The organism is Microbacterium sp. 10L49, from assembly GCF_056395125.1.
The window spans coordinates 227,901-254,246 of the sequence record NZ_JBFTIW010000003.1 but is presented as its reverse complement, the minus strand read 5'-3'; the positions used below and the strand labels follow the sequence as shown (position 1 = coordinate 254,246).

At 70.5% G+C, this 26,346-nt stretch carries 26 protein-coding genes and 1 riboswitch; of the genes, 14 read left to right on the top strand and 12 right to left on the bottom strand.

Going from position 1 to position 26,346, the window contains the following annotated elements:
• Window positions 1–4: 4 nt before the first annotated feature.
• The gene (locus tag AC1DCT_RS09090) at window positions 5–2,206 is read left to right on the top strand and encodes an ABC transporter ATP-binding protein (RefSeq protein WP_477429644.1); all 2,202 of its coding nucleotides are present in this window, start codon (window positions 5–7) and stop codon (window positions 2,204–2,206) included.
• A gap of 424 nt (window positions 2,207–2,630) precedes the next feature.
• On the opposite strand, the gene AC1DCT_RS09085 is transcribed toward AC1DCT_RS09090, so the two are convergent.
• On the bottom strand, window positions 2,631–4,514 hold the full coding sequence (locus tag AC1DCT_RS09085; protein WP_477428677.1) for a D-alanyl-D-alanine carboxypeptidase family protein: 1,884 nt from the start codon (window positions 4,512–4,514) through the stop codon (window positions 2,631–2,633).
• 237 nt (window positions 4,515–4,751) lie between these two features.
• Window positions 4,752–4,861: riboswitch (TPP riboswitch) on the top strand.
• Between AC1DCT_RS09085 and AC1DCT_RS09080 the strand changes: the two genes are divergently transcribed.
• The 3 genes from AC1DCT_RS09080 to AC1DCT_RS09070 all read left to right on the top strand — a co-directional run bounded on the left by AC1DCT_RS09080 (window position 4,857) and on the right by AC1DCT_RS09070 (window position 7,872).
• Window positions 4,857–5,507: an ECF transporter S component gene (locus AC1DCT_RS09080; RefSeq protein WP_477429642.1), complete on the top strand. Its 651-nt coding sequence runs from the start codon at window positions 4,857–4,859 to the stop codon at window positions 5,505–5,507. Its footprint overlaps the riboswitch before it by 5 nt.
• Entirely contained in the window at window positions 5,504–7,072 is a 1,569-nt protein-coding gene (locus AC1DCT_RS09075) for an ABC transporter ATP-binding protein (protein ID WP_477428675.1), read from the top strand. Before AC1DCT_RS09080 ends, AC1DCT_RS09075 begins: the two co-directional genes overlap by 4 nt.
• Entirely contained in the window at window positions 7,069–7,872 is an 804-nt protein-coding gene (locus AC1DCT_RS09070) for an energy-coupling factor transporter transmembrane component T family protein (protein WP_477428673.1), read from the top strand. The genes AC1DCT_RS09075 and AC1DCT_RS09070 overlap by 4 nt, the downstream gene beginning before the upstream one ends.
• A 1-nt stretch (window position 7,873) precedes the next feature.
• Here AC1DCT_RS09070 and AC1DCT_RS09065 read toward each other — a convergent pair whose 3' ends face one another.
• The gene (locus AC1DCT_RS09065) at window positions 7,874–8,503 is read right to left on the bottom strand and encodes a TetR/AcrR family transcriptional regulator (protein WP_440734294.1); all 630 of its coding nucleotides are present in this window, start codon (window positions 8,501–8,503) and stop codon (window positions 7,874–7,876) included.
• A gap of 217 nt (window positions 8,504–8,720) precedes the next feature.
• Between AC1DCT_RS09065 and AC1DCT_RS09060 the strand changes: the two genes are divergently transcribed.
• The 3 genes from AC1DCT_RS09060 to AC1DCT_RS09050 all read left to right on the top strand — a co-directional run bounded on the left by AC1DCT_RS09060 (window position 8,721) and on the right by AC1DCT_RS09050 (window position 14,338).
• Complete coding sequence (locus tag AC1DCT_RS09060) at window positions 8,721–10,031, top strand: MFS transporter (RefSeq protein WP_441978058.1); 1,311 nt, start codon at window positions 8,721–8,723, stop codon at window positions 10,029–10,031.
• Window positions 10,032–10,044: 13 nt separating this feature from the next.
• A complete protein-coding gene (locus tag AC1DCT_RS09055; protein WP_477428671.1) occupies window positions 10,045–11,826 on the top strand; it encodes a glycoside hydrolase family 3 protein in 1,782 nt (593 codons plus the stop codon).
• Window positions 11,827–12,196: 370 nt separating this feature from the next.
• Window positions 12,197–14,338, top strand: a complete 2,142-nt coding sequence (locus AC1DCT_RS09050; RefSeq protein ID WP_477428669.1) for an MMPL family transporter — start codon at window positions 12,197–12,199, stop codon at window positions 14,336–14,338.
• A gap of 126 nt (window positions 14,339–14,464) precedes the next feature.
• Here AC1DCT_RS09050 and AC1DCT_RS09045 read toward each other — a convergent pair whose 3' ends face one another.
• Complete coding sequence (locus AC1DCT_RS09045) at window positions 14,465–15,253, bottom strand: helix-turn-helix transcriptional regulator (protein WP_441978061.1); 789 nt, start codon at window positions 15,251–15,253, stop codon at window positions 14,465–14,467.
• Window positions 15,254–15,456: 203 nt separating this feature from the next.
• Here AC1DCT_RS09045 and AC1DCT_RS09040 point away from each other — a divergent pair, with 203 nt between their 5' ends.
• Window positions 15,457–16,248: a class I SAM-dependent methyltransferase gene (locus tag AC1DCT_RS09040; RefSeq protein ID WP_441978062.1), complete on the top strand. Its 792-nt coding sequence runs from the start codon at window positions 15,457–15,459 to the stop codon at window positions 16,246–16,248.
• A 29-nt stretch (window positions 16,249–16,277) separates the two neighbouring features.
• On the opposite strand, the gene AC1DCT_RS09035 is transcribed toward AC1DCT_RS09040, so the two are convergent.
• Window positions 16,278–17,174 carry an MmyB family transcriptional regulator gene (locus tag AC1DCT_RS09035; RefSeq protein ID WP_477428667.1) on the bottom strand — a complete coding sequence of 299 codons (897 nt, stop codon included), beginning with the start codon at window positions 17,172–17,174 and terminating at the stop codon, window positions 16,278–16,280.
• A gap of 102 nt (window positions 17,175–17,276) precedes the next feature.
• On the opposite strand from AC1DCT_RS09035, the gene AC1DCT_RS09030 reads away from it, so the two are divergent.
• From AC1DCT_RS09030 to AC1DCT_RS09020, 3 genes are all read left to right on the top strand, one after another.
• Window positions 17,277–18,476, top strand: coding sequence for an MFS transporter (locus AC1DCT_RS09030; protein WP_477428665.1), 1,200 nt, complete (start codon window positions 17,277–17,279; stop codon window positions 18,474–18,476).
• Between the two features lie 11 nt (window positions 18,477–18,487).
• The gene (locus AC1DCT_RS09025; protein ID WP_477428663.1) at window positions 18,488–19,516 is read left to right on the top strand and encodes a zinc-dependent alcohol dehydrogenase family protein; all 1,029 of its coding nucleotides are present in this window, start codon (window positions 18,488–18,490) and stop codon (window positions 19,514–19,516) included.
• Between the two features lie 89 nt (window positions 19,517–19,605).
• Window positions 19,606–20,016, top strand: a complete 411-nt coding sequence (locus AC1DCT_RS09020; RefSeq protein WP_440734285.1) for a (R)-mandelonitrile lyase — start codon at window positions 19,606–19,608, stop codon at window positions 20,014–20,016.
• Between the two features lie 11 nt (window positions 20,017–20,027).
• On the opposite strand, the gene AC1DCT_RS09015 is transcribed toward AC1DCT_RS09020, so the two are convergent.
• From AC1DCT_RS09015 to AC1DCT_RS09000, 4 genes are all read right to left on the bottom strand, one after another.
• The gene (locus tag AC1DCT_RS09015) at window positions 20,028–21,134 is read right to left on the bottom strand and encodes a PQQ-dependent sugar dehydrogenase (RefSeq protein WP_477428661.1); all 1,107 of its coding nucleotides are present in this window, start codon (window positions 21,132–21,134) and stop codon (window positions 20,028–20,030) included.
• An 81-nt stretch (window positions 21,135–21,215) separates the two neighbouring features.
• Window positions 21,216–21,941, bottom strand: a complete 726-nt coding sequence (locus AC1DCT_RS09010) for a phosphotransferase (protein WP_477428659.1) — start codon at window positions 21,939–21,941, stop codon at window positions 21,216–21,218.
• A 166-nt stretch (window positions 21,942–22,107) separates the two neighbouring features.
• Window positions 22,108–22,272 (bottom strand): hypothetical protein, encoded by a 165-nt coding sequence (locus AC1DCT_RS09005; RefSeq protein WP_477428657.1) that lies wholly within the window; start codon window positions 22,270–22,272, stop codon window positions 22,108–22,110.
• 115 nt (window positions 22,273–22,387) lie between these two features.
• A complete protein-coding gene (locus AC1DCT_RS09000) occupies window positions 22,388–22,642 on the bottom strand; it encodes a hypothetical protein (RefSeq protein ID WP_440734282.1) in 255 nt (84 codons plus the stop codon).
• A 220-nt stretch (window positions 22,643–22,862) separates the two neighbouring features.
• Here AC1DCT_RS09000 and AC1DCT_RS08995 point away from each other — a divergent pair, with 220 nt between their 5' ends.
• Both AC1DCT_RS08995 and AC1DCT_RS08990 read left to right on the top strand, forming a co-directional pair.
• Window positions 22,863–23,747, top strand: coding sequence for an SDR family oxidoreductase (locus AC1DCT_RS08995; RefSeq protein ID WP_440734281.1), 885 nt, complete (start codon window positions 22,863–22,865; stop codon window positions 23,745–23,747).
• Between the two features lie 43 nt (window positions 23,748–23,790).
• Entirely contained in the window at window positions 23,791–24,321 is a 531-nt protein-coding gene (locus AC1DCT_RS08990; protein ID WP_441978067.1) for an FHA domain-containing protein, read from the top strand.
• Here AC1DCT_RS08990 and AC1DCT_RS08985 read toward each other — a convergent pair.
• Window positions 24,318–24,536, bottom strand: coding sequence for a hypothetical protein (locus tag AC1DCT_RS08985; protein ID WP_440734279.1), 219 nt, complete (start codon window positions 24,534–24,536; stop codon window positions 24,318–24,320). The genes AC1DCT_RS08990 and AC1DCT_RS08985 overlap by 4 nt on opposite strands.
• Before the next feature lie 246 nt (window positions 24,537–24,782).
• On the opposite strand from AC1DCT_RS08985, the gene AC1DCT_RS08980 reads away from it, so the two are divergent.
• Window positions 24,783–25,121, top strand: coding sequence for a DUF7882 family protein (locus AC1DCT_RS08980; protein WP_477230269.1), 339 nt, complete (start codon window positions 24,783–24,785; stop codon window positions 25,119–25,121).
• A 24-nt stretch (window positions 25,122–25,145) separates the two neighbouring features.
• Here the strand turns inward: AC1DCT_RS08980 and AC1DCT_RS08975 are convergent, their stop codons facing one another.
• Genes AC1DCT_RS08975 through AC1DCT_RS08965 form a run of 3 tightly spaced genes read right to left on the bottom strand, consistent with a single transcriptional unit; the run spans window position 25,146 to window position 26,259 of the window.
• Entirely contained in the window at window positions 25,146–25,472 is a 327-nt protein-coding gene (locus tag AC1DCT_RS08975; protein WP_477230270.1) for a hypothetical protein, read from the bottom strand.
• Entirely contained in the window at window positions 25,469–26,068 is a 600-nt protein-coding gene (locus AC1DCT_RS08970) for a DUF6328 family protein (RefSeq protein ID WP_477230271.1), read from the bottom strand. The genes AC1DCT_RS08975 and AC1DCT_RS08970 overlap by 4 nt, the downstream gene beginning before the upstream one ends.
• Window positions 26,065–26,259, bottom strand: coding sequence for a hypothetical protein (locus AC1DCT_RS08965; RefSeq protein ID WP_440734276.1), 195 nt, complete (start codon window positions 26,257–26,259; stop codon window positions 26,065–26,067). Before AC1DCT_RS08965 ends, AC1DCT_RS08970 begins: the two co-directional genes overlap by 4 nt.
• Window positions 26,260–26,346: the final 87 nt, after the last annotated feature.

The following is a 26,346-nucleotide window of genomic DNA, read 5'->3' as shown; positions in this document are numbered from 1 at the left end:
CGAGATGACCGACGCCGAGAAGCTGGAGGCCGAGCAGGCCGAGAAGGCGCGCCAGCAGGGCGGCGGGATGTTCGACGGGCCCGCCCCGGGCAAGGCGAACCAGTTCGGCCCGAGCTTCAAGCGGATGATCGGGCTGCTCAAGCCCAGCGCCGTATGGTTCGTGCTGGTCTCGATCTTCGGAGCGCTCGGCGTCGTGCTCGCCGTGGCCGCACCGAAGGTGCTCGGCAACGCGACCAACATCATCTACGAGGGCTTCACCTCTCTGCAGCTCGCCAAACCGCAGAACGGCTTCCCCGGCTTCCCGGAGGGCATGTCCCAGGCGCAGGTGGTCGAGCAGCTGCGCGCCGCGAAGCAGAACCAGTTCGCGGACATGGTGGCCGCGTTCGGGCCGTTCAAGGTCGGCGACGGGATCGACTTCGAGCAGTTGCGCTGGGTGATCACCGCGGTGCTCGCGATCTACGTCGGATCCGCTCTGCTGAGCTGGATCCAGGGGTACGTCATCAACGTCATCATGGTGCGCACGATGTGGCGCCTGCGTGAGGATGTCGAGGCGAAGATCAACCGCCTGCCGCTGTCGTACTTCGACAAGGTGCAGCGCGGAGAGCTGATCTCCCGCGTCACGAACGACATCGACAACATCACGCAGACCATGCAGCAATCGCTGTCCGGCGCGCTCACGTCGGTGCTCACCGTGGTCGGCGTCCTGATCATGATGTTCTCGATCTCCTGGCAGCTGGCCCTCGTCGCCCTCGTGGCGCTGCCGCTCATGGCCGTGATCTTCGGCGTCATCGGACCGCGTTCGCAGAAGGCGTTCGGGATCCAGTGGAAGAAGGTCGGCCGTCTGAACGCGCGCGTCGAGGAGGCCTTCTCCGGCCACGCGCTGGTCAAGGTGTTCGGCCGCGAGAAGGACGCGCTGGACAAGTTCCAGGTCGAGAACGAGGAGCTCTACCAGGCCGCGTTCAAGGCCCAGTTCCTGTCCGGGCTGATGATGCCGGCCATGACCTTCATCGGCAGCCTGACCTACGTCGGCCTCGCCGTGCTCGGCGGCCTCATGGTCGCCAGCGGCCAACTGCGGCTCGGCGACGTGCAGGCGTTCATCCAGTACTCGCAGCAGTTCACCCAGCCGCTCAGCGAGCTGGGCGGCATGGCGGCGGTCGTGCAGTCCGGCACGGCCTCGGCCGAGCGCGTGTTCGAGCTGCTGGATGCGGAGGAGCAGGATCCCGACACCGAGGACGCACCGACCGTCACCGACGGCAAGGGCGTCATCGAGTTCGAGCACGTCGCGTTCTCGTACACCGAGGATCGCCCGCTCATCACGGATCTGTCGTTCCAGGTGGAGCCGGGTCAGACGGTCGCGATCGTCGGCCCGACCGGCGCGGGCAAGACCACACTGGTGAACCTCATCATGCGGTTCTACGAGCTGAGCGGCGGTCGGATCCTGCTCGATGGGCAGGACATCGCCCAGATGGAGCGTTCCGACCTGCGCTCCCGCACCGGCATGGTGCTGCAGGATCCGTGGCTGTTCGCGGGCACGATCCGGGAGAACATCCGCTACGGACGCTCGACCGCGACCGATGACGAGGTCATCGACGCCGCCAAGGCGACATATGTCGACCGCTTCGTGCACGCCCTCCCCGAGGGTTATGAGACGAAGCTCGACGAGGACGCCTCGAACGTCTCGGCCGGTGAGCGTCAGCTGATCACGATCGCGCGCGCGTTCGTCGCACAGCCGTCGATCCTCATCCTGGACGAGGCCACGTCGGCCGTCGACACCCGCACCGAGCTGCTGCTGCAGCACGCGATGGCGGCGCTGCGGCATGGGCGCACGTCGTTCGTGATCGCGCACCGTCTGTCCACGATCCGCGACGCCGACCTCATCCTGGTGATGGAGCACGGCGACATCGTGGAGAAGGGCACGCACGAGGAGCTCATCGCGGCCGAGGGCGCGTACTGGCGGCTGTACCAGTCGCAGTTCGAGCAGGCCGCGAGCGACACCGATGCGGACGAGGCTCTCGTCACCGGAACCGTCACGGTGCCGACGGACGGATCCGTCGCGTCGGTCCCTGAGCTTGTCGAAGGGGCCGAGGCCGGCGGGGCCGTCGTCGCCGGGGCGGGGACCGCTCCTGTCGCGGTGGCCGAGCGGGTCATCGAATCGGCCGAGCGGCCGGACGGCCCGTCGATCGAGTTCGGCGACGACAGAGCCTGACCCGTCCCCCTCGATGAGAGCGCCGTCGTCCTGTTCGCTGGGCGGCGGCGCTTTCGCGTTGCCGGATTGCGCCGTACATTGTGCGCCGTGCACCGGGGTTGGCGTCGGGGCCGGGGTCAGCGGCCCGGACGGGTGCTGCCGAAGTCGCAGTCGAAGTCGCAGCCGAAGTTGCAGTCGAAGTCGCAGTCGAGGGCGGATTCGGGGTCGCGGCGGGGCGCGGCCGTAGTCTCAGCCGTCGCAGCGGCGGGGCCGTGCCCCCGTGTGTTCAGGTCGCACTTTCTGCTCTGCCAAGGCCGGTTTCAGAGCAGAAAGTGCGACCTGAGCGGATCCAGTGCGACCTGAGCGGATCCAACGCGACCCGGACCGACCGGCTGCGACAGGGTCGTACTCGCCCGACGACCGTTGCCGGTCGGATCCGGGATCCCTACTTCGTGAGTCCGAGCAGCTCGAGGGGATGGGTGAGGCGCCACCAGAGGCTGGGGCCGTGCAGGGCGGTGCGCAGTTCCAACGGCACCGAGGCGGAATCCAGGGGACCCTTCAGGCTGAGCGTTCCCGCCTTCTCGCCGGCCTTCCACTGGTCACCGAGCGAGAACTTGGTGGTCGAGGTGGCCGAGGCGCCGTTCCACAGCACGACCCGGCCGTCTTCGGCCGCGACGACCTGGGTGGTCTCGCCCCACGCCGTGTCGACGGTGCCCAGCGTCGCACCCTTGCCGACGGTCTGCGGCTGGTCCTTCAGCGCCGCCTCGATGCCGGCGTACAGGGCTCGTGAGGCATCGACCCGGCCCTGATCGCTGTCCTGCCCGAGGGCGGCGACGTAGATTCGCACGATGATGTCGCTGTCGGAGACGTCCTTGGCCGAGAGCAGGTTGTAGCGGGTGTCGTCCCCGTCGCCGATCGTCCCGGTCTTGATGCCGACGATGCCGGCGTCGTCGATGAGGCCGTTGGTGTTCTTCACGCTGCCCGCGCCGGGCAGTTCGACGCTCTTCTGCTTCACGATCCCGGCGATCACCGGGTTCTTCTCGGCGATCTGGCCGAGCTGGATGAGCGCGCGCGGGGTTGCGACGTTGCCGAAGTCGAAACCGGAGGGCGTGACGACCGTGATGTCGCCGAGGTCGTGCTGGCTCAGCCATTGGTTGGCGGCGGCGGCGTAGTTCTCCTCCGTACCCCAGACCTCGCGGGCGAGCCGGTCGGCGTAGTTGTTCGCGGAGCCGAGCAGGATCCCCTCGTAGAGCTGGTACTGGGTGAGGGATCCGTCCACAGGCACGTCGAGCGCGGACTGATCCTGCCTCAGGTAGCTCAGGTAGTCGTCGCTGTCGGCCTGGGTGAATGCGAACGACGGACCCTGCTCGCCGGGCTTGAGCGGAAGCTTGTCGAGCGAGACGAGCACGGTCACCAGCTTCGTGATGCTGGCCATCGGCACCTGCTGCTCGGCCGAGGCGATCGTGCCGATGCCCTCGACGCCCACGGCGGCGCTGCCCGTGGCAGGCCAGGCCGCAGCCGCCGCAGGGGCGGCGGCCGGCTGGAACTCGACCGCGGAGGCGACGGGCTGCACGGCGTTCAGCGGCCAGAGCGCGGTCGTGGCGCCGTACGCCACGATCACGGCGAGCACTCCGACGAACGGCAGCAGCACGCCGGGCCGGACGAGGGTTCGGTGCGGGGCGTCGTCGAGCAATGACCGGGAGGGAGCCGTCGCGGCGGCCGTACCGGCGCCCACCCGGGCCACGTCCACCCAGGTGAGAGCGGCGGTCGGGGTACGGTCGGGGCCGCGGACGAGCCCTGCGGAGGGCAGCGGTCGCACGGGGGCGACGGGGCTCCGGTCGGCATCAGTGCCCGCGGCTGCCTGTGGCACGGAGGCTGGTTCGGTAACGGCGGTCCGACCTGCGCCGATGGCGGGGACGAGGGGCGTCGGCTCGACGATCGGATCCTCCGGCAGCGCGACGGGCGCCGACTCCGACGGTGCGGTCGGTGCCGACAGGGCGGGCGGTGCGATCTCGATGGCCGGATCCTTCTCGGCGACCGCCGACTCGGAGGTCGCAGCCGACCTGGATGGGGCCGCATCCGTCGCTCCTCCGAACAGCGATGCGGAGGGGGTCGACTCGGGTGCGGGGAACAGCGGTGCGGCGGGAGGGACGTCCTGCGCGGGGAACAGCGACGCGGATCCGCTCCGCTCCGGCGTCGTCGAGAACAGTCCAGCCGGCTCGACCGCGGTCTCGTCGATCTCCGTTTCGGTGCCCTCTGCATCGAGTGCGTCGGCGTCGACGATCTCCGGATCGACCTGGGCGGCCCCCGGACCGTCGTCATTGTTCACCCCCCTACCGTATCGGGCGCCCCTGTCAACAGCGGGTATCCTGCGCGTTTATCCTGCGCGTTCGGGCGGTCCGGGAGGCCGGGGCGATCACGACGCGGTCAGGGCGATCCGCCCGCTCGAGACCGCCGCAGGATGACCCTCCGCGGGAACCGAGGGCATCCGGCGACAGCGCAGGGGATGGGCTGCGTCGCACCACGACGAGGCGGTCGCCGCCGGTTCCTCACGGCGCTAGAATGGGCGGATCACCACGGGAGTCCGGCGAGCCGGGCTGAGAGGGAGCGAATCGCGCTTCGACCGTCGAACCTGATCCGGATCATGCCGGCGCAGGGAGGAGTTTCCATGATGCACACATCCGTCCGCGCGTCCGAGACGAACGCAGACAGCACGCAGAGCCGGGGCCCCGGCCGTCCGGGACTCTGGCGCTGGCGCGTCGTCGACATCGTCGTCGCCAGCGTGATCGCCGTCGCATGTGCCGGCGTCTTCCTGCTGTGGGACATCGTCCACGTGGGGCCGAGCGCCCTGCTCACCCCGCTGCTTCCCGGCCTGCAGGAGCTGCTCGCAGGTCCGTGGCTGCTCGCCGGAGTGCTCGGCGGTCTCATCATCCGCAAGCCCGGTGCGGCGCTGTACACCGAGCTCGTCGCCGCGGTGATCGAGTCGCTCGTCGGCAACCAGTGGGGCCCGCTGACGATCGTGTCGGGGCTCGTGCAGGGCCTCGGCGCCGAACTCGTGTTCCTGGTCTTCCTGTACGCCTCGTGGCGGCTGCCCGTCGCGCTGCTCGCGGGAGCCGCCGCCGGTCTCGCCTGCGGCATCAACGACCTGATCCTGTGGTACCCCGGATCCGGGACCCTGTTCATCACGGTCGCGCTGATCTCCGCCACGGTGTCGGGCCTGATCGTCGCGGGCCTCGGCGGGTGGCTCATCACGCGGGGCCTCGCCGCGACGGGCGCCCTCAGCCGCTTCGCCTCCGGGCGTTCCGCGGCTGCGCGGGTGTGAGCGCGGCACGGCCAGGAACGCCCGCGCGGCTCGAAGCGCACGGCTGGGGCTGGCGCTACGCCACCCGGCGTCGCTGGGCGATCCGTCACGCCTCCGTCCAGATCGAGCCGGGGGAGCGCGTGCTGCTGCTCGGCGCTTCCGGATCGGGCAAGTCGACCCTCCTGCAGGGCCTCGGCGGCGTGCTCGGCGGCGCCGACGAGGGCGAGGCCGAGGGAGCGCTGCTCGTCGACGGGGTCCCGGCGGACCGCGCCCGCGGCAGGGTGGGAATGGTGCTTCAGGATCCGGACACGCAGACGATCCTGGCTCGCGCGGGCGACGACGTCGCCTTCGGGTGCGAGAACCTCGGAGTTCCGCGGGCGGAGATCTGGCTGCGTGTGGACGCAGCCCTCGCCGCCGTTGGGCTGGACCTGCCCCTCGATCGGCCGACCTCGGCGCTGTCCGGCGGGCAGAAGCAGCGGCTCGCGCTCGCCGGCGTGCTCGCGATGCGTCCGGGGGCGATCCTGCTCGATGAGCCGACGGCGAACCTGGATCCCGCCGGCGTCGCCGAGGTGCGTCGCGCGGTCGGCTCGGCGCTGGACGCCACCGGGGCGACCCTGGTGGTGATCGAGCATCGCATCGACGTGTGGATCGACCTCGTCGATCGCGTGATCGTGCTCGGCACGACAGACGACACGACGGTCGTGATCGCCGACGGCGACCCGCGCGCCGTGCTGGAGGAGCGTGCCGACGAGCTCGCCGCGATGGGCGTGTGGGTGCCGGGCATCGACGTCGCGGCGCGGGCCAGAGCGCTGGTCCGCGCGCCGTCGCCGTCACCGGAGGCGCCCACCGGACCCGTCTCCGGACTGCCATGCCGTGGTCCGGGTCGCGCGGCCGGCGAGCGCGGCGCGGGCGGCGACGGCGGCGAGGAACTGCTCCGCGCCGACGGTCTCGTGGTCGGCCGCACGAAGGGGATCCCGGTCGCCGGACCGTTCGACCTCGTGGTCCGCGCCGGCGAGGTGCTCGGGATCACGGGTCCGAACGGCGCAGGCAAGTCCACGCTCGGGCTCACCCTCGCCGGTCTCATCCCGCCCCAGCGCGGACGGGTGCGCGCCACTGCGGCCCTGCACGCGGACGCCTCGGGGACGGATCCGTTCTCGTGGTCGTCGCGGGAACTGCTCACGCGCATCGGCACCGTGCTGCAGAGCCCCGAGCATCAGCTGCTGGCGAGCACGGTGCGCGACGAGCTCTCGATCGGGCCCCGCGCGCTGCGCCTGCCCGATGCCGAGATCGAGGCCCGCGTGACCGAGCTTCTGGGAAGGCTCCGCCTGGACGCGCTCGCGGCGGCGAACCCGTACACGCTCTCCGGCGGTGAGAAGCGCCGGCTGACGGTCGCTGCGGCCCTCGCCACCAGGCCCCGTGTGCTGGTGCTCGACGAGCCCACGTTCGGGCAGGACGCCCGCACCTGGGCGGAGCTGGTCGCGATCATTGCCGAGGTGCGCGACGCGGGCACCGCGGTGATCGCGATCTCGCACGACGAGGACGTGCTGCGGGCTCTGGGTGCGCGGCGGCTGGAGGTCGGCGCATGACGCTGGCCCTGTCCGACATCCGTGCGGTCCGCCCCGGACCGATCGCGCCGCGCAGCGCGCTGGCGAAGCTCGCCGCCGCGCTGCTGATCACGCTGCCGCTGATCCTCTCGGTCGACGCCCTCTCCGCGCTCACCGCTCTGGTGCTCTCGATCCCGCTGCTGCTCTGGTGCGGTCTCAGCGCGCGCGAGTTCTGGCTGCGCACCGCGGTGCTCTGGATCGCGGCGCCGCTCAGCGCCGTGACCATCGCGCTGTACGGCCAGGCGAGCGGAGCCGTGCTGTTCGACTGGTTCGTGGTGCACGTCACCGAGGGGTCGCTCACACTCGCCCTGGCGACGGGCCTGCGGGTGCTCGCGATCGGGCTCCCCGCGGTGGCCTTGTTCGCGACGGTGGATCCGACGGACCTGGCGGACGGCCTCGCGCAACGCCTGCGGCTGCCGGCCCGCTTCGTGATCGGCGCGCTGGCCGGCATGCGCATGCTCGGCCTGCTCGCCGAGGACTGGCGTTCGCTCGCGCTGGCCCGGCGGGCACGCGGCGTCGCGGATCAGGGCCGGATCCGACGGGGGATCGGCATGGCGTTCGCGCTTTTCGTGCTGGCGGTGCGGCGCGGATCCTCACTCGCCACGGCGATGGAGGCGCGGGGCTTCGGCGCGCACGATCTGCCGCCGCGCACGTGGGCGCGTGCGGCGCCGTGGACCCGCGCCGACACCGTGCTGGTCGCGCTGGGCGCCCTCATCCCGGCGATCGCGATCACGGTCGCCGTCGCCGGCGGGACGTGGCGCCTGATCCTCGGACCGTCCTGAGTCAGGGCCTCCGCGGGCCGGCCTCGTCCCCGAGGGGCACCACGAGCAGCTCCTCGATGCGGCGGCGCAGGGCCTCGGCCATGTCGACCGAACCGGGGTCGAGCAGCCACTGCAGCTGCAGGCCGTCCATGAGGGCGGTGAGTTCCGCCGCGGCGCGGTCCTCGTCGACGTGCGGGGCGAGGTGGCCCGCCGCGCGGGCGTCGCGCAGGGCCTTGGCCGTGCCGGACCTGATCCGCTGGTAGCGCCGCACGAAATAGTCGTGCGCGGGGTGCGCGGGGTCGGCGGCCTCGGCGGAGAGCACGGCGTACAGGGCGATGATCCCACCCACCTCGGTGTTGTGCCGGGCGAGGTCCACCATGCCGCGCAGGATCCCGATGCCGTCCTGGCCCTGCGAGCCATTGCGCCGGAACCGTTCGCGATCCTCCAGATCCCTGGTCTCCAGCACCGCCTCCATGAGCGATTCCTTGGTGGGGAAGTGATGGGCCAGACCCGCGCGGGAGATCTCGCAGACCTGCGCGATCTCGAGCATCGTGGCGCTGTTGAAGCCGACGCGTCCGAACAGCGCGGTCGCGGCCGCGATGATCCGCTCCCGCCGGGCGCGGCCCGTGGTGTATCCGCGTTCGGTCGTCATCGGTGTCCCATCGTATGCGTCGGCGGGCATCGGCGGGGGTTGCGCTGACACCGGATCCGCGGCTGGATCCGCAGCCGAAGGCGCCTGAGATGCCTGCGGAACAAAAACCTACACTTGTGCCGGTATTCATGCTAGCTTCGATCAACCGGCTCCGAGGACGCGTCGAGCGCCTTCGTCGGCCCGACCCGATCCCACCGCTCGCCCCCAAGGACTGACAATGACGTCGACATCATCCGACACGCCCGAAGAGCTGCGCCCGCCCATCACCGAGACCACGTTCGTGGCGACCGCGTCCGGCGAGGACGACCCTCCCGCGCCGATCAAGGGCGTGCGACGGCTGCTCGCCTGGATCATCCCCGCGAACTTCGCGATCTTCGTGATCTGGGGCGCGGTGCCGGGGATCCTGCTGCAGGCGCAGCTGATCGCGATGTTCCCCGACGAGAAGACCCAGGTCGCGAACATCGCGATCGTGTCGACGATCGGCGCCCTCGGCGCGATGATCGCTCAGCCGGCCGCCGGACAGCTCTCCGACCGCACCCGTTCCAGGTTCGGCCGCCGCGCGCCGTGGATCATCGCGGGCGCGATCGTGGGCGGTATCGCGCTCATCGCACTCGGGTTCATGAACAACCTCGTGGGCATTATCATCGCGTGGACGCTGATCCAGGTCGCCTACAACTTCGCGCAGGGCCCGCTCTCGGCGATCCTGCCGGACCGCGTCCCGGTCGCCCGCCGCGGCACGTTCGCCGCGCTCTCCGGCATCGGTCTCATGTTCGGCGCGCTCGGCGGTCAGATCATCGGATCCCAGCTCGCGCACTCGATCACGCTCGGCTACATCATCTTCGCCGTCTTCGCGGTCGTCGTGCTGCTCGGGTTCGTCGTCGCGAACCCGGACCACCCCAGCCTCAACTTCAAGAACGAGCAGTTCAGCTTCGGCGAGTTCCTGCGCACGTTCTGGGTCAGCCCGATCAAGCACCCGGACTTCTTCTGGGCGTTCACGGGCCGCCTGCTCCTCTACACCGGATACTTCGCCGTCACCGGGTTCCAGCTGCTCATCCTGAAGAACTACCTCGGCGTGAAGGACCCCTTCTCGGTGATCCCGCTGCTCGGCATCCTCAGCCTCGTGGGCATCCTCATCGCGACGGTGGTGTCGGGCCCGCTCTCCGACCGGGTCGGCCGGCGCAAGCCGTTCGTCTTCGGATCCTCCCTGCTCATGGCGGTCGCGCTGGTGTTCCCGATGATCGCCCCGTCCTACACGTCGTGGATGATCATGACCGTGATCAGCGGCTTCGGATTCGGCATGTTCCAGGCCGTCGACACCGCCCTGATGAGCCAGGTCCTGCCGTCCGCCAAGAACTTCGCCAAGGACCTGGGCGTCGTGAACATCGCGGCGACTCTGCCGCAGACCTTCGCCCCCGGCGTCGCCGGCGCGATCGTGCTCGCATTCGGGTACGGAGCGCTCTTCCCGATCGCGATCGTGCTGAGCGTGCTCGGCGCGGTCAGCGTCTGGTTCATCAAGTCGGTCAAGTAGAGGAGAACATGAGATGACGGACACTGTGAACGAGGTCGTGCTGCCCTACCGCGACGCCTCCCTGCCGATCGACGAGCGCGTCGAGGATCTGCTGGGCCGGATGGAGCTCGCCGACAAGGTGGGCATGCTGTTCCACACCATGGCGGCCTTCGCCGAGCTCGACGAGAGTAACCCGACCTTCGGACTCCCCTCGATCTCGTCCATGGTGCGCAAGCGCCGGATGAGCCACTTCAACCTGCTCGGCGCCGCTCCCGGCGGCCGCGAGTTCGCCGCCTGGCACAACGCCCTGCAGCGGATGGCCCTGGACACCCCGCTGGGGATCCCGATCACGCTCTCCACGGATCCGAGGCACTCGTTCAGCGACAACCCGCTCACCTCGCTCATGGCGGGTCCGTTCTCGCAGTGGCCGGAGACGCTGGGCTTCGCGGCCCTCGCCTCCCCGGAGCGCCTCGAGCGCTTCGCCGACATCGCGCGGCAGGAGTACCTCGCGGTGGGCCTGCGCGTCGCGCTGCATCCGCAGATCGATCTGGCCACCGAGCCGCGCTGGTCGCGGATCGCGGGCACGTTCGGCGAGGACGCGGATCTCACCTCGCGCCTCGTGGTCGGCTACATCCGCGGCTTCCAGGGCTCCGAGCTCGGCCCGGACTCGGTCGCGACCATGGTCAAGCACTTCCCGGGCGGCGGTCCGCAGCTCGACGGCGAGGACCCGCACTTCGCGTGGGGCAAGGAGCAGGTCTACCCGGGCGACGCGCGGGACTACCATCTGCGCCCGTTCATCGCGGCGATCGGTGCCGGAGCGACCCAGATGATGCCGTACTACGGCCAGCCCGTCGGCACCGACTGGGAAGAGGTCGGGTTCGGCTTCAACAAAGGCGTGCTCACCGATCTGCTGCGCGACGAGCTGGGCTTCGAGGGCATCGTCTGCACCGACTGGGGCCTGCTCACCGACGTCGTCGTGTTCGGCGCCGACATGCCCGCCCGCGCCTGGGGCGTCGAGCACCTCACCCGGCCGCAGCGCATGGTCAAGGCCCTCGACGCGGGCATCGACCAGTTCGGCGGCGAGCTGTGCACCGAGGAACTGCTCGGGCTCGTCGAGCGCGGCGAGGTCTCCGAGGATCGTCTGGATGTTTCCGTGCGGCGACTGCTGCGCGAGAAGTTCCGGCTCGGCCTGTTCGAGAACCCTTTCGTCGATGAGGAGACGGCGGCCTCGATCGTCGGCCGGCCCGACTTCGTCGCCGAGGGTCTGGACGCGCAGAGCGACTCGCTCACGCTGCTCACGAACACGGCGGTCGACGGCGGATCCCCGATCCTCCCGCTCGCGCGCGGAGTGAAGGTCTACGCCGAGGGCGTGGCCGCCGAGGCGCTCGCCGCGTATGCGTCCGTCGTCGCGAGCCCGGAGGAGGCCGACGTCGCGATCCTGCGCATCAAGGCCCCCTTCGAGGACCGCGACCGCGGCGGGTTCAGCGACCTGTTCCACTCCGGATCCCTCGAGTTCCCGGCCGACGAGCACGCGCGCCTGACCGCGATCGCCGAGTCGGTGCCCACGGTGATCGACATCTACCTCGACCGTCCGGCCGTGCTCGGCGGCCTGGAGGAGTGTGCGCGCGCGGTGCTCGCGGACTACGGGGCCTCGGACGAGGCCGTGCTGCGGGTGCTGTTCGGCGAGCGCGGCCCGCAGGGCGCGCTGCCCTTCGATCTGCCCCGCTCGGACGCCGCCGTCGCCGCCAGTCGCACGGATGTGGCATTCGACACGGAGAACCCGACGTTCCGGTTCGGGCACGGCCTGCGGTACTGACGGTCCCTGCGCCCCGGGCGCTCCGAGAGCTCGGAGCGCCCGGCACCACGAACGCGGTCTCCTCCGGGAGGTCGCGTTCGTCAACCCTGGGGTCGTTGAGCGAGCACCGACACTTCGACTCGCTTCGCTCGCTCAGTGTGGGTCTCCGCGAGGCGCGAGACGAAACGCGGCATTCCTGCGGACCTGCTTCGACGAGTGCCGCGTTTCGTCTCGGTCGGCTCCGCCGTCCTCGCTCAACGACCAGCGGTCTCGGTCATCCTCGCCGTCCTCGCGCAACGACCCTGGCGGATCCGGTCTCGTCCCTTTGATCGATCTTTCGATCAACCTTGTGCACGATGGCGTACGGAGTCCGCGCCGGTGGACTGGAGGCATGGCAGATTCCGTTGCGCGCTCGTGCCTCTCCGATGCCCTGACTTCGCGCCGTGGTGCGTGGGTCTCGCTCGGACTCGTCCTTCTCCTCATGGTGCTGCTGTTCGGCGCCTTCGGCTCGGCCAAGGCGCCGGGCGGCAATGCACAGGCTCCGGCTGCATCAGAGTCGACCCGGGTCTCCGAGCTCTTGAAGACCTTCCCCCACGCGGACTGGCAGTCGGTGCTCGTCGTGGCGTCGCGGGGTGACGGTGCGGCGCTGTCCGAGGCGGACCTGGCGGCGCTGAAGGATCTGGTCCCCGTGCTCGGTGCCCGCGCGACGGCGGATCCGTCGGGGCCCGTGATCAGCGAGGACAGGAAGGCCGCGGTGATCATCACTCCGATCACGGCGTCGGAGGCGAACGCCGAGAATGCGAAGGCGATCTCCGCGCTGCGATCCGACGTCGCCGCGCACGCACCGGACGGGCTGACGCTGCAGGTCACCGGCGGTCCCGCGTTCGGCGCGGACATCGCCTCCGCGTTCGAGGGCGCGGACTTCACTCTGCTGATCGTCACGATCCTCATCGTCGCGATCCTGCTCGTCGTGACCTACCGTTCGCCGATCCTGTGGCTGATCCCGCTGGTGGTCGTGGCGCTCGCGGACGGACTCGCGGGCCGGATGACCGCGGCGGCCGGATCCGCGTGGGGCTTGCAGTTCGACGCGGGCATCATCAGCGTGCTGGTCTTCGGCGCCGGCACGAACTACGCGCTGCTGCTGATCTCGCGCTATCGCGAGGAGCTGCAGGCCGAGCCCGATCATCGTCGTGCCCTCGGCACGGCCTGGCGGAAGACCATGCCCGCGATCGTCGCCTCGAACGTCACGGTGGTGCTCGCCCTGCTCACGCTCGTGCTGGCGGTCATCCCGGGCACGCACGGGCTCGGGATCTCCTCGGCGATCGGGCTGCTGATCGCGCTCGGGTCGGTGCTGTTCCTGCTGCCGCCTCTGCTCGCGGTGTGCGGGCCGAAGGTGTTCTGGCCGTTCATACCGCGCCCCGGCGAACAGCGACGGCAGGGACGGGTCTGGCGCGGAATCGCCGGCGGTGTCGTGAAGCGCCCGGTCGTCGCGCTGCTCGCGGGTGGCGCGCTGCTGGTGGTGATGGCGGCGGGCCTGTTCGGCACCTCGGTCGGGCTCGACCAGGTGGAGAAGTTCCGGGTGCCGTCGGAGTCGGCGGCGGGGCTCGAAGTGTTCTCCGCGCACTTCCCGGCGGGTGACGCGCAGCCGATCCTCGTCGTGACCGACGCGGCGCAGGCTCAGGACGTCATCGCCGCGGCGAAGGACGTCCAGGGGGTCGTGCGCGTGCAGCCGATCGGCACCACGGCGGACGGCGACCTCACGAAGATCATGGTGACCAGCGAGTACGCGCCGAGCACGGAGCGGAGCCTGAGCCAGATCACCGCGCTGCGCGACGCCGTGCACGCCGTCCCGGATGCGCACGCCCTCGTCGGCGGGGCGGTCGCGACCGACCTCGACGCCCGCGCCGGCAACCAGCAGGATCTGCTGCTCATCGCGCCCCTCGTGGTCCTGGTCAGCTTCCTCGTGCTGCTGATCCTGCTGCGTTCGATCGTCGCACCGGTGCTGCTGCTGATCGTGAACCTCGCCAGCGCGCTCGCCGCGATCGGCGCCGGCGCGTGGCTGAGCCGGGCGCTGTTCGGCCAGCACGCGCTCGATCTGCAGGTGCCGCTGCTCGCGTTCCTGTTCCTGGTCGCCCTCGGCATCGATTACACGATCTTCCTCGTGCACCGCGCACGCGCCGAGGCCGCAGAGCGCGGCACCCGTCAGGGCATGGTCGAGGCGATCGCGCACACCGGCGGCGTGATCACCAGTGCGGGCATCGTGCTGGCGGCGGTGTTCGCCGCCCTCGGGGTGCTGCCGCTCGTGACCCTCGGCCAGCTCGGCCTGATCGTCGGCGTCGGCGTGATCGTGGACACGCTCGTGGTGCGCACGGTGATCGTGCCCGCGATCTTCGCCCTTATGGGCGACCGGATCTGGTGGCCGGGTCGGCTGCGCCGCGCGTCGGATACGGCGTCATCCGCGGCGGCTGAGGCTCCGGATCCGGACGTCTCGGATCCTGCCCCGGATCAGGTTCCCGTTCTCCGGGGTCGTTGAGCGAAGACGCGAAGGCGACTGAGACGAAACGCGGTGCGCCGACGGACGTGATCCGCGAGCGCACCACGTTTCGTCTCGCTTCGCTCGCTCAACGACCCCAGGGTGAGCGGGGCACGGCGGATGGCGTCAGAGCGCGGGCAGCCAGAGCGTCATCCGCATCCCGTCCTCGGGCAGATGCAGCACCTCATAGCGGCGCGCGGCGACGGTGCCGTCCGCGGAGCGGACATGCGTGACGGCCCCCCGCCGGCGCTGCACGAGATGGCCGCCCCACCAGGTCCGGAACAGCGGGCTCTGCGCACTCAGCTCTTCGACGAGAGCGACGAGCTGCGGATCCCGCAGGTCGTCGACGTTCGCGGCGCGCAGGTGCGCGACCGCGCCGCGAGCGAGCTCCTCCCACTCGACGAACGTCGACGTCGCGCGCGGGTCGAGCAGGAGCGAACGGCATGTGTTGCGCTGAGCGGGCGGGAGATCGGCGAGCCCCTCGTGGAGTGCGAGCCCCTCGGGGTTGGCCGCCACGACCGTGCTGAGCCGGTCCAGCACGTACGCCGGGTTGGGGCGCACGGCGTCGACCAGCATCGTCATCCGGGCGACCAGGGCGTCGTCGAGGGCGGGCGTTTCCACAGTCTCGGGGCGAAGCATGCCGGGGTGGGCGTCGCGCAGCCGGTGCAGGTGATCGGCGGCGTCCGGGTCCAGCCGCAGTGCCCGGGCGAGCGCGTCCAGCACGGCGTCGCTGGGGTGGGTCTCGCGTCCTTGTTCGAGCCGCGTGTAGTAGTCGGCGCTGATGCCTGCGGCGGTCGCGACCTCTTCGCGGCGCAGGCCCGAGGTGCGACGCCGCGCCCCCGACCTCGACGCCTCGGTCTGCAGCCGCGCGTCGGTGCGCCGGGCACGGAGGAAGTCACCGAGAGGGTTCGACATCCGCAGCCTCCGCACAGCTCAGAAAGACAGGATCCTCGGCGCCGCCGAGTGCTCCCAAGGGGCAGCGAGGGTGCGGCGCTCCTAGGAAGACTACGGTCTTCCGCGCCGTGCGCCGAACCGGAACCCTGGGTGATGAGTCGTCCCCCTGAGGGCGAGCCACAGACCGTGCTCAGGGGGACGACTCGGAACAGCGAGGAGACACGATGGCCGCCTACACACACGGACACCACGATTCGGTGCTGCGATCGCATCGCTGGCGCACGGCGGAGAATTCGGCGGCATACCTGCTGCCGCACCTGCGCCCGACCGACCGGCTGCTCGACGTCGGAGCGGGACCGGGGACGATCACCGCGGATCTCGCGGGCCGGGTCGCCGAGGTCGTGGCGACGGAGATCGGCGCGGAGGAGCTCGAGCTCAGCCGCACCACGGCGGCCGACCGCGGTGTGACCAACATCGACTTCCGCGTCGCCGACGTGCACGCCCTGGACTTCCCCGATGACAGCTTCGACGTGACGCACGCGCACCAGGTGCTGCAGCACGTGGCGGATCCGGTGCAGGCCCTGCGGGAGCTCGCCCGGGTGACGAAGCCGGGCGGGATCATCGCCGTGCGCGACAGCGACTACGGCGGGTTCAACTGGTGGCCCGCAGTGCCGGCGCTGGACACCTGGCTCGACCTGTACCGGACCGCGGCGCAGGCGAACGGGGGAGAGCCGGATGCCGGTCGCCGGCTGCTGGCGTGGGCGCACGCCGCGGGGATCACCGACGTCGTGGCCACCTCGAGCACCTGGTGCTACGCGACGCCGGAGGACCGCGCCTGGTGGGGCGGGATGTGGGCCGACCGGATCCTCGACTCCGCGATCGCACGCCAGCTCGTCGAGTCCTCGGCGGCGACGCCGGAAGATCTGCGCGGCGTCAGCGACGGCTGGCGGGAGTGGGCGGCGAGCGAGGACGGCTGGCTGTCGGTACTGCACGGCGAGATCCTCTGCCGCGTGTGATCCGTCACGCACGACGCGGATGGGCGAGGTCACCCCTCCGCGTCGGCAGTGGCTGCGGGGTGCTCCGCGTCGTGCGTCGCCGCCCAGGAGGCGAGCAGGGCGAGGCGTTCGGCGGACGGTGACGCGGGCTCGGCCGTGTAGACGAGAAGCACACTGCCCGGCTCCGCCGTGATCGCGAGCTCCTCGTAGGCGAGAGTCAGCTCGCCCACGATCGGGTGGTGGAAGCGCTTCGTGCCGGCACCGTGGCGGCGCACGTCGTGGGCGGCCCAGAGGCGGCGGAACACCTCGCTGCGCGTGGACAGTTCGCCGACGAGCTCCTGCAGCGCGGTGTCGTGCGGATCCCGTCCGGCCTCCGCGCGCATCACACCGACGCACATGTGGGCGAACAGATCCCAGTCCGGGTAGAAGTCGCGGGAGGCCGGATCCAGGAACTGGAAGCGGGCGAGGTTCGGCGTGCGCCCGCCGTCGCCGATCACGGGTGAGTAGAAGGCCCGCCCCAGGGCATTGGTGGCGAGCAGGTTCTGCCGCGGATCGCGGACGAACGCCACCCCGTCGGTGATCGAGGACAGCGCCCATTGCAGGCTCGGCCGCAGCGGCACCGGGCGACCGCTCCCACGGTGCCGTGCGCGGCCGCTCGTCGGGATACCGTCGGCGGCGCGGGCGAGATCGAGCAGGTGCGCGCGTTCCGCGTCGTCGAGTTGCAGCGCGTCGGCGAGGGCGTCGAGCACGGCGGCCGAGGCTCCGGCGATCGCACCGCGTTCGAGCTTCGCGTAGTACTCCACGCTGACCCCGGCGAGCGCGGCCACCTCACTGCGGCGCAGACCCACGACACGGCGGTTCGCCCCGGCGGGCAGCCCCGCCGCCTCCGGTGAGACCTGGGCGCGCCGGGTCATCAGGAACTCGCGCACCTCGGCTCTGTTGTCCATGCACAGCAGAGTAAGCCGATCGGCGTTCGTGAGGGATGCCCTGCCGGTACACCCCTCGACAGGGACTCCCGCGCGGGCACTCACGGGAGCACAGTAGAACCCATGAGCAATCCCGACAACACCCGGACGGCGCACTGGGGCGGCATCCTCGCGATGACCCTCTGCGTCTTCGCGCTGATCGCGGCTGAGTTCATGCCCGTGAGCCTGCTCACCCCGATCGCGGCCGGCCTGCAGGTCACGGAGGGAGCGGCCGGACAGGGGATCGCGATCTCGGGCCTGTTCGCCGTGATCACCAGTCTGTCGATCTCGCGAGTCGCCGGCCGGATGAACCGCAAGACGCTGCTCCTCCTGCTCACCGCCGTGATGACCGTGTCCAGCGCACTCATCGCCGTAGCGCCCACCTATCTCGTCTACATGGTCGGCCGGGGGCTGATCGGCGTCGTGATCGGCGGGTTCTGGTCGATGTCGATCTCCGCCGCGATGCGGCTCGTGCCCGACCACCACGTGCCGCGGGCGCTCGCGATCTTCAACGGCGGGAACGCCCTCGCGGCCGTCGTCGCCGCACCGATCGGCAGCTTCCTGGGCGCCGCGATCGGCTGGCAGGGGGCGTTCTGGTGCCTCGTCCCGGTCTCGCTGCTGGCGCTCACCTGGCAGTGGATCAGTCTGCCCTCCATGCCGGCACCGCCGCGATCCGCCGCGCACGTGTTCGCTGCGCTGCGCTCCCGTACCGTAGCGCGGGGCATGGCCGCCTGCGGCGCGTTCTTCGCCGGGCAGTTCCTGCTGTTCACATACGTCCGGCCGTTCCTCGAGCGCGTCACCCGCCTCGACGCGACCGCGGTCGCCATCGTCCTGCTCGCGGTCGGCATCGGCGGTCTGCTCGGCACCATCGCGATCGACCGGGTGCTCCGGCACGGGCTGCACGCCGCACTCGTCGTGATCCCGATGCTCATGGCCCTCATCGCGACCGCGCTTGTGCTGACCGGATCCTGGCTCGCCCCGGTGGCCGTGCTGCTGGCGCTGTGGGGGATGCTCGGCACCTCGGCTCCCGTGGGCTGGGCCAGTTGGGTCGCGCGCACCATGACCGAGGATCCCGAGGCCGGGGGTGGGCTCCAGGTGGCCGTGATCCAGCTGTCGATCGCGCTCGGATCCACTGTCGGCGGCGTGATCTTCGATCATCTCGGCCACGTCGCCACCTTCCTGACCAGCGCCGCCGTGCTTCTGCTTTCCGCGGCGCTCGCCGCATCCCTCCGTCCCCGTCGCGGCGACACGACCGGTGTCTCCGCGGTCATCACCACCATCTGAAGGAGAACATCATGCGTGGAGTCGTCATGCACGCCCCGGGCGATGTCCGGACCGAAGAGCTCGAGATGCCCGTCATCCTCGAGCCGACCGACGCGATCATCCGCGTCACCGCGACCTGCATCTGCGGATCCGACCTGTGGCCGTACCGCGGCGCCGAGCCGATCCGCGCGGGCGGGCAGCGGATGGGCCACGAGTACATCGGGGTCGTCGAGTCCGTCGGCGGAGAAGTCACCCGCATCCGGAGCGGTGACTACGTCGTCGGATCCTTCGTCGCCAGCGACAACACCTGCGAGATCTGCGCGGCCGGCTACCAGTCCCGCTGCGTGCACCAGGTGATGATGGGCTCGGTCGGCACCCAGGCGCAGTACGCCCGCATCCCGCTCGCCGACGGCACGCTGGTCGTGACGCCCGGGGAGCCCTCCGCCGACCTCATCCCGTCGCTGCTCGCCGCCTCGGACGTGCTCGGCACAGGCTGGTTCGCCGCGGTCGCCGCCGAGGCGGGGCCGGGCAAGACGGTCGCCGTGGTCGGCGACGGCGCGGTCGGCCTGCTCGGCGTGCTGGCCGCGAAGCAGCTCGGTGCGGAGCGGATCATCGCGATGTCCCGCCACGCCGACCGGCAGGTGCTCGCCCGCCGCTTCGGCGCCACCGACATCGTCGAAGAGCGCGGCGACGAGGGCGTCGCCCGGATCAAGGAGCTCACGAGCGGCCTCGGCGCGCACTCCACGATCGAGGCCGTCGGCACTCAGGAGTCGATGGAGCAGGCGATCCGCGCCACGCGCCCCGGCGGGCACATCGGGTTCGTGGGGGTGTCCCACGACGTCGCGCTGGACGGTGCAGAGGTCTTCTTCTCCAGCGTGCACCTGCACGGCGGGCCGGCGCCGGTGCGCCGCTTCCTTCCGGAGCTCGTCGATCTGATCTTCCAGCGGCGCATCGACCCCGGCGCGGTCTTCGATCTGACGCTGTCGATCGAAGACGCGGCCGAGGGCTACCGCGCGATGGACGAGCGCCGCGCGACCAAGGTGCTGCTGACAACCGACTGAGAGCCACAAGATCCGAGTCGTCCCCCTGAGCACGRKCAATAGGTCGTGCTCAGGGGGACGACTCGAAAGAGACAGCGAAGGATACCGAGATGAACATCGAACCCGCCGCGGCGACGGTCAAGAACCCGCCCGAGCAGTTCCACGGCGACGTGTGGCTGGACCGCATCGCCGCGCCCCACGAAGCAGACCAGCGCATGACGGTCGCCCTGGTGCGCTTCGCCCCGGGTGCGCGCACCGCATGGCACTCGCACGCCCGCGGGCAGTATCTCCGGGTGACCAGCGGCGTCGCCCTCGTAGGCGATCGCGAAGGGAACATCGTCGAGCTGCGTCCGGGGCAGACGCTCTACACGCCGCCCGACCAGGACCACTGGCATGGCGCCGCGGCGGACTGCTTCATGGAGCACCTTGCGATGCTCGAGGCCGGAGACGATCCCGCCACGACAACGGTCTGGAAGGAGCACGTCACCGAGGCGGAGTACGCGGGGCGCAGCGCGGGGTGATCTCCCGCAGGTCACCGTTTCGCCGGCACCTGCAGCAGGCGGTCGTCGCCGTCGCGGGGTGAGCCGCGTCCGTCGGTGTTGTTCGTGAGCACCCAGAGGGTGCCGTTCGGGGCCGCCACGACATCTCGAAGGCGGCCGAAGTCGCCGGCGTACAGGGCCTGCGGCTGCGGATCCGGCGATGTCGTGTCGAACGTCCAGAGCCGTTCCCCGCGCAGCCCCGCGACGTAGACGACATCGTCGACGATCGCGATGCCGCTCGGGCTCGCCTCCGACGGGCGCCAGGTCACGACCGGGTCGATCGCATCGGCGGCGCCGGCGCCGCCCTCGTGGTCGGGCCAGCCGTAGTCACCGCCGGGCTTGATGCGGTTCAGCTCGTCCCAGGTGTCCTGGCCGAACTCGCTCGCCCACAGCGTGCCCGCGCTGTCCCATGCCAGTCCCTGCACGTTGCGATGCCCGAGGCTGTACACCGCGGTGCCGAAGGGGTTGCCGGGTGCCGGCCGGCCGTCGGGCGTGAGTCGCAGGATCTTGCCGCCGAGGTAGTCCCGGTCGCGGGCGCGATCGCGCTGCCCGGCGTCACCCGTTCCGACGTAGAGCATCCCGTCCGGACCGAACGCGATCCGCCCGCCGTCGTGGTTCCCGGCGCGGGGGATGCCGGCGAACACGACTTCCGCCGTCGCCGGATCGAACCGCAGCGCTCCCGCATCTCCGGTGAGCCGCAGCCGCACCACCCGGTTGTCCGCGGCTGTCGCGTGATACGCGTAGAGCCACCGCGTGCTGCCGTCCTTGTGGATCGCGAGCCCGTTCAGGCCCGCCTCGCCGCCGGAGACCACGTCAGGAACCGTGCCGGCCTCGTGCAAGCCCGGGGCCGGGGTCCACTGCAGCACGCGTCCGTCGCCCCGCTGCGAGATGAGCGCCCCGGATCCGATCGGAATGACCGACCATGGCGCCGCCAGCCCCGTGACGAGAGCGGACGGCGCGGGTGGCGAGGAGGACGTCGGGGCCGCAGCGGCGGTGGGCTCGGTGGGGGCGGTCGTCGGCGCGCAGGCCGTCAACGCGATCGCGAGCACCGCGAGGGTGCCGGCGGAGCGCATCCGGCTGCGCATCCTGGTCCCGCTCATGATCGCCTCTCCGATGTCGGTGCGTGCTCTCAGACTCCCCGCCGTCCAGGACTCCTGCCAGGGCCCTTCGCTGCGGATGGCTCAGGTCGCGTCCCAGAGGTCGCGGTAGTAGGCGAGCCGTTCGCGATCCGGATCCACACCGTACGCCTCGATGAGCAGATCCTCATATCCCGGGCCGTAGTTCCACGCCGTGCTCATCGAGGCCACCGCGATGTCGGCCCAGCGGTCGGCGGCGCCGAGGGCCCCGAGGTCGACGTGCGCGATGCCGCGACCGGCGTCGTCGAGCAGGGTGTTCGGCACGCACGCGTCGCCGTGGCAGACGACGAGCCGGTCGATCGGTGGGCTCTCGTGCAGGTGTTCCGGCACGTGGATTCCGCGTTCGGAGGCGTTCGCGATGCGGTCGACGATGCTCCAGCTCCACGGGCAATCGGCGACGGGCAGCTCGTCGTGCAGCCGCCGCAGCGCCGATCCGACCGCGCGAACGGCGATCTCGGGACGCTCGATCCAGTACGGATCCACGGCGCTGCGGCCGGGGAGCGATGACGTCACGAGCCATTCGTGCGTGCCGTCCTCGCCCTGGTCCAGGACGTGCGGCACGAGTGCCCACGCCCTCGCCCAGCGCAACCGCTCCGCTTCGGCGCGCATCGACGCCTCCAGGTGTCGCGGGCCCCACTTGAGGAACCGTTCGTCGTCGGTGCGGAACGTGAGCCCGCCGATCCCGTTCTCCCATACCGGGGTGAGGGCGGCGGATCCGGCCAGTTCGCGCACCCGATCCGGAACTGCGACGTTGTCGACGGGGATGCTCATGCAACCATCCTGCCCGCCTGAAGAGGGGGAGAGCCGGTGTCGCAGCTCTCCCCCTCTTCAGTCCTTCTGCTCCGGATCCTCGTCGATCAGGCCGAGCAGGTGCTTCAGCGCGTTCTTGTCGAGTGTGGCGTCCATGGCGGCTTACCGCGCCTCCGCGTTCGACTGATCAGGGTGCCCGGCGGCCTGTGACGGACCGGAGCAGCCAGGCGATCACGGCGAGCACGAGCAGTACCAGACCGACCCAGAGCAGGAAGTTCAGGGACTGCACGAGACCACCCGTGATGGCCAGGATGATGGCCACGATGATGATGATGATGAAGAGGATGTTCATGACGGACTCCTTCCACGCGTGCCGCAGGTGCGACCGCTGAACCAACGTAGGCAGTGACGTGAGCTGCTGCACAGGGGCTTGACGGCGAGGGGTTCGGGGTGGCAGGAGCCCCGTCTCACACCGGCCCGCCGGTGAGCGGCCGTTGCGAGGGGGCACTCCGCACGGCATCCAGCACGTCGGCGACGGAGCCGTAACGGGTCCTCGTGGTCACGGGTCGCAGCCAGACCACTTCGACCTGGTCGACCGAGACGCGGCTGACACAGGCGATCGTGTGTCGCGCGTCGGTGCGGTCGAAGCTGTCGTCCAGGATCAGCCATTCGTTCTCCGTGAGTCGGCGCATCTCGAAGCGCGTCGGTGTCATCATCGACATCTCACTCCCCTTCGTCCACGGTCGAGGATGAGCCCTGCCTCGGTCGACGTCACTGCTCTTGACAGCCCGCGCGACGGAGGTCTATCAACGGGGCGCGCATCGCGCCCCCGGCAGACGTACAGGATCCGTCCGGAGGGTGGGGACGGGTGACCTGTAGACACCGCAGGCGCGAACGTCAACCCCCTCCGCGTATCCCGTCGCTCTGTCTACCGTTCCGGACATGAGCTACAGCATGAGGGACCCACGCACGAAGTACCCTCCCCTGTCGGATCCGCCGGATCCGCGCAACGACCAGCCCGGTCTGCTGGGGGAGACGGAACCCCGCCCCGATCACGGGGAGGAGAGCTATCGCGGCTCCGGACGTCTGCCCGGCCGGCATGCTCTGATCACCGGCGGCGATTCCGGGATCGGCCGGGCCGTCGCCATCGCGTTCGCTCGCGAAGGCGCGGATGTCGCGCTCAGCTATCTGCCCGAGGAGCAGGCGGACGCTGAGGAGACCGCGGAGTGGATCCGCAAGGCCGGCCGAGAGGCGGCGCTCCTTCCCGGGGATCTGACCGACGAGCAGGTGTGCGCGGATCTGGTGGCGGATGCCGCGGAGAGCCTCGACGGCCTCGACATCCTCGTGCTCAATGCCGGATACCAGCGCAGCAGGGGGGAGCTCGACGAGATCCCGACGGAGGAGTTCGACAAGGTCATGCACACCAACCTGTACGCGCCGTTCTGGCTCGCGCAGGCGGCGCTGCCGCATCTCCGGCCGGGGTCTTCGATCATCGCGACCACCTCGATCCAGGGCTACGACCCGTCGCCGGGGCTGTTCGACTACGCGTTGACGAAGGCGGCACTGGTCGCCTTCGTGCAGATGCTCGCCGAGGAGCAGGGGCCGCACGGGATCAGGGTCAACGGCGTGGCGCCGGGACCGATCTGGACGCCGCTGATCCCCGCGACGGGCTGGCCGGACAAGCTGCCGACCTTCGGGGAGGACACCCCGCTCGGCCGGGCGGGCCAGCCGGCGGAACTCGCGGGTGCGTATGTCTTCCTCGCCTCCGAAGACGCGTCCTACGTCTCCGGCGGCATCATCCCCGTCACGGGCGGGCGCCACCTCTGAGCGCCGGCACCCTCGAGACGGAACCCACGAAAGGAGCGACGTCATGAACGAGACGGAAGAACACTCCGAGACCACGACCCACGCGAACTGGGGCGCCGGACGCCCCCGACTGCTGGTCGCCTCGGCGACGAACAGGTTCGTGTTCGACATCCCGGACGACGGGGTCACCATCGGCTCGGCTCAGCACGCCGGCCTGCGGCTTCCGGACACGGATCCCGTGCACGCCGTCATCCGGCACGACTCCCACGACGAGTACGCGCTGGAGATGCGGGGGCCGGGGGAGACGAGCGCGAACGTCGAGAAGTCGGCCGAGGAGGAACGCCGGGACGTCGAGGTCCTCCGCACCGGCGCGCGTTTCACCCTCGGCCCGTGGCGACTCGTGTTCACGCGCGATGAGTTCGCCGACCACGGGCGGCCGTTCGGCGGTCGCGAGGGAGGGGAGTTCTCCGATCAGCAGGAGCAGCCCGATCGGCCCGACTACCCGCGACGATCCTCGCAGGCGCGTGATGCCGCGCGGCACGAAGCCATGGCCCAGCAGCGCGACGTCGAGGAGCAACGCGACATCGAGCGCTAATCGACCATCTCCTGCTGCGTGCGGATGAACGTGCGGTCGCCGTCGCTGAGCCGAGCCGACGGATCCACGGTCTCGCCGACGATCCGCTCGATCTCCTCGCGGACGTCATCCGGGACGACACCGTCGTCCTGCTCCTCCAGCCTCTTCTTCGACCGTGCCGACAGGTGAGGCCACCACTGGTGCACCTCGGGCAGCAGGTGGATCTCGGGAATCATGATCTCCTCCTTCTTCAGCAGCGGACGTCGGAGACCACCGCGTCCACGGCGCGGATCGTGCGACTCCGCATGCCGCCACGGTAAGCGCGGTGCGCGGTGGGCGCGCGGGGGTTCCGGTCGGGGCGCCGGCGACGTATCATCCTCGGCCGGCGCGTGTCGAGGGCCTCCCCGCCGCTCGCCGGACCGGCCATGATGGGATGTGCAGAGCGGAAACGCGCGGAAAGAAGCAAGGAGGCTGTGAAAGAGATGGGCAGATTCAGTTACGAGGGCCAGACGCACGCGGATCTCGACGATCGCGCGCTCGCCCACGTGCAGATGGTGATCGCCAACAAGCTCCGCCGCGGAGAGCCGTTCTACTTCACCTGGAAGGACGACCCGAGCATCGGACACGGTCGCACCTCGGTGTGGATCCACCCCTCGTGCAACATGGTCTTCACCTACCACGGCGGCCGCCGCCCGCCGTTGAACAGGCTGTGGATCGAAGCGCTCAGCCAGCTGGCGAACACTCCCGGAGGACTCCGGATGATCCCAGAGCCGACGCAGGTCGACGAGATGCAGATCGACGACAGCGGTCAGATCCAGTGACGGCAGGCTGAACCGCCGAAACCGTCAGTCGGCCGGTTCGCCATCGACCCTTCCGGGGACGTCGTCGCTCTCCGGGCGGTCCGTCGTCGCTGCGGCGTCCTTTCCGTACGGATCCTCACCGGGCTTCGCGTACGGGTCGTCCGATTCCTCCGGCCCGCGACGCCTCGCGCTCGCCGCATGAGGGTGCCGCCTCGCATCCTCGTTCGGATCCGCCTCGCGCCGGATCCCGTCCTCCTCGGCACCCTCTGCGGCGCGTTCACGATCGGCGTCCTCGTCGGACTGCTCGGGCTTCTCGGGCCGCGCATGATGCACGTTGGGGGGCAGCAGGCCCTCGTCGTCGATCTCGCTCATCGGTCTCTCCTTCTGCTGATCTCTTCGTCTCTCTGTCTCGGCCCAGGGTCGGTGATCGCCGGCGTCACGGCGAGGGCCTTGACAATGGCGTCGCGGCCTTCGTCCTCCCTGGTCTGCCTGCGCGGACCACCTCCGGCGCGCCGATGCACGGGGAGCGCCCAGATCACGATGGCGGCCGCCAGGGCGACGCCGCCCGCGATGACCGCTGCACCGGCGCCGAGCACCACATCGAAGACGAAGACCGCGACGCCGACGGCGAGCAGCGTGACGAGCACCAGCAGGGCGATGAGGATCCGCGTACCGGTCGCGACCAGCCGCCGATCCGGGTCGCGCTCCGAGCGCTTGCGATGCTGCACGACGGGCAGAAGCCCCAGCAGCGTCGCGAGGCAGGCGAGGACGACGAGAACGAGGTAGACGACACGTGCGTGCCCGGGGAGCTTCGCGAAAGTCGGCTGAAAGGCGACGGAGAGCAGGAACCCGGAGATGATCTGGGTGCCGGTCTGCGTGACCCGAAGCTCCTGCAGGATCTGCTCCCACCGCCTCGAGACGTCTTGTTGCGATGGCTCCGCGGCCGGGGTCGTGCCTGAGTGACTCATGATCCCGTCACCACGGCGCAGATGCCGAACGCACCGGCGACGCACATGATGGCGGCGGTCGCCCAGCCCCGGATGCGGGGAGTCGGGCCGTTGCGATGCTCGTCCATCAGCCGCCGGCGGCCTGTCACGAGCATGAGCACGATGACGAGCGGGCCCGCGGCGATGGCGCCTGTATCGGTGCATTCGTCCATGACGGCAGGGTCGCTGCACGAGTACCGCTGCACCAGTGGCTTGACGGGGAGCGCGCAGCATGGCAACGAGCGGGCGCCGTTTGTCAA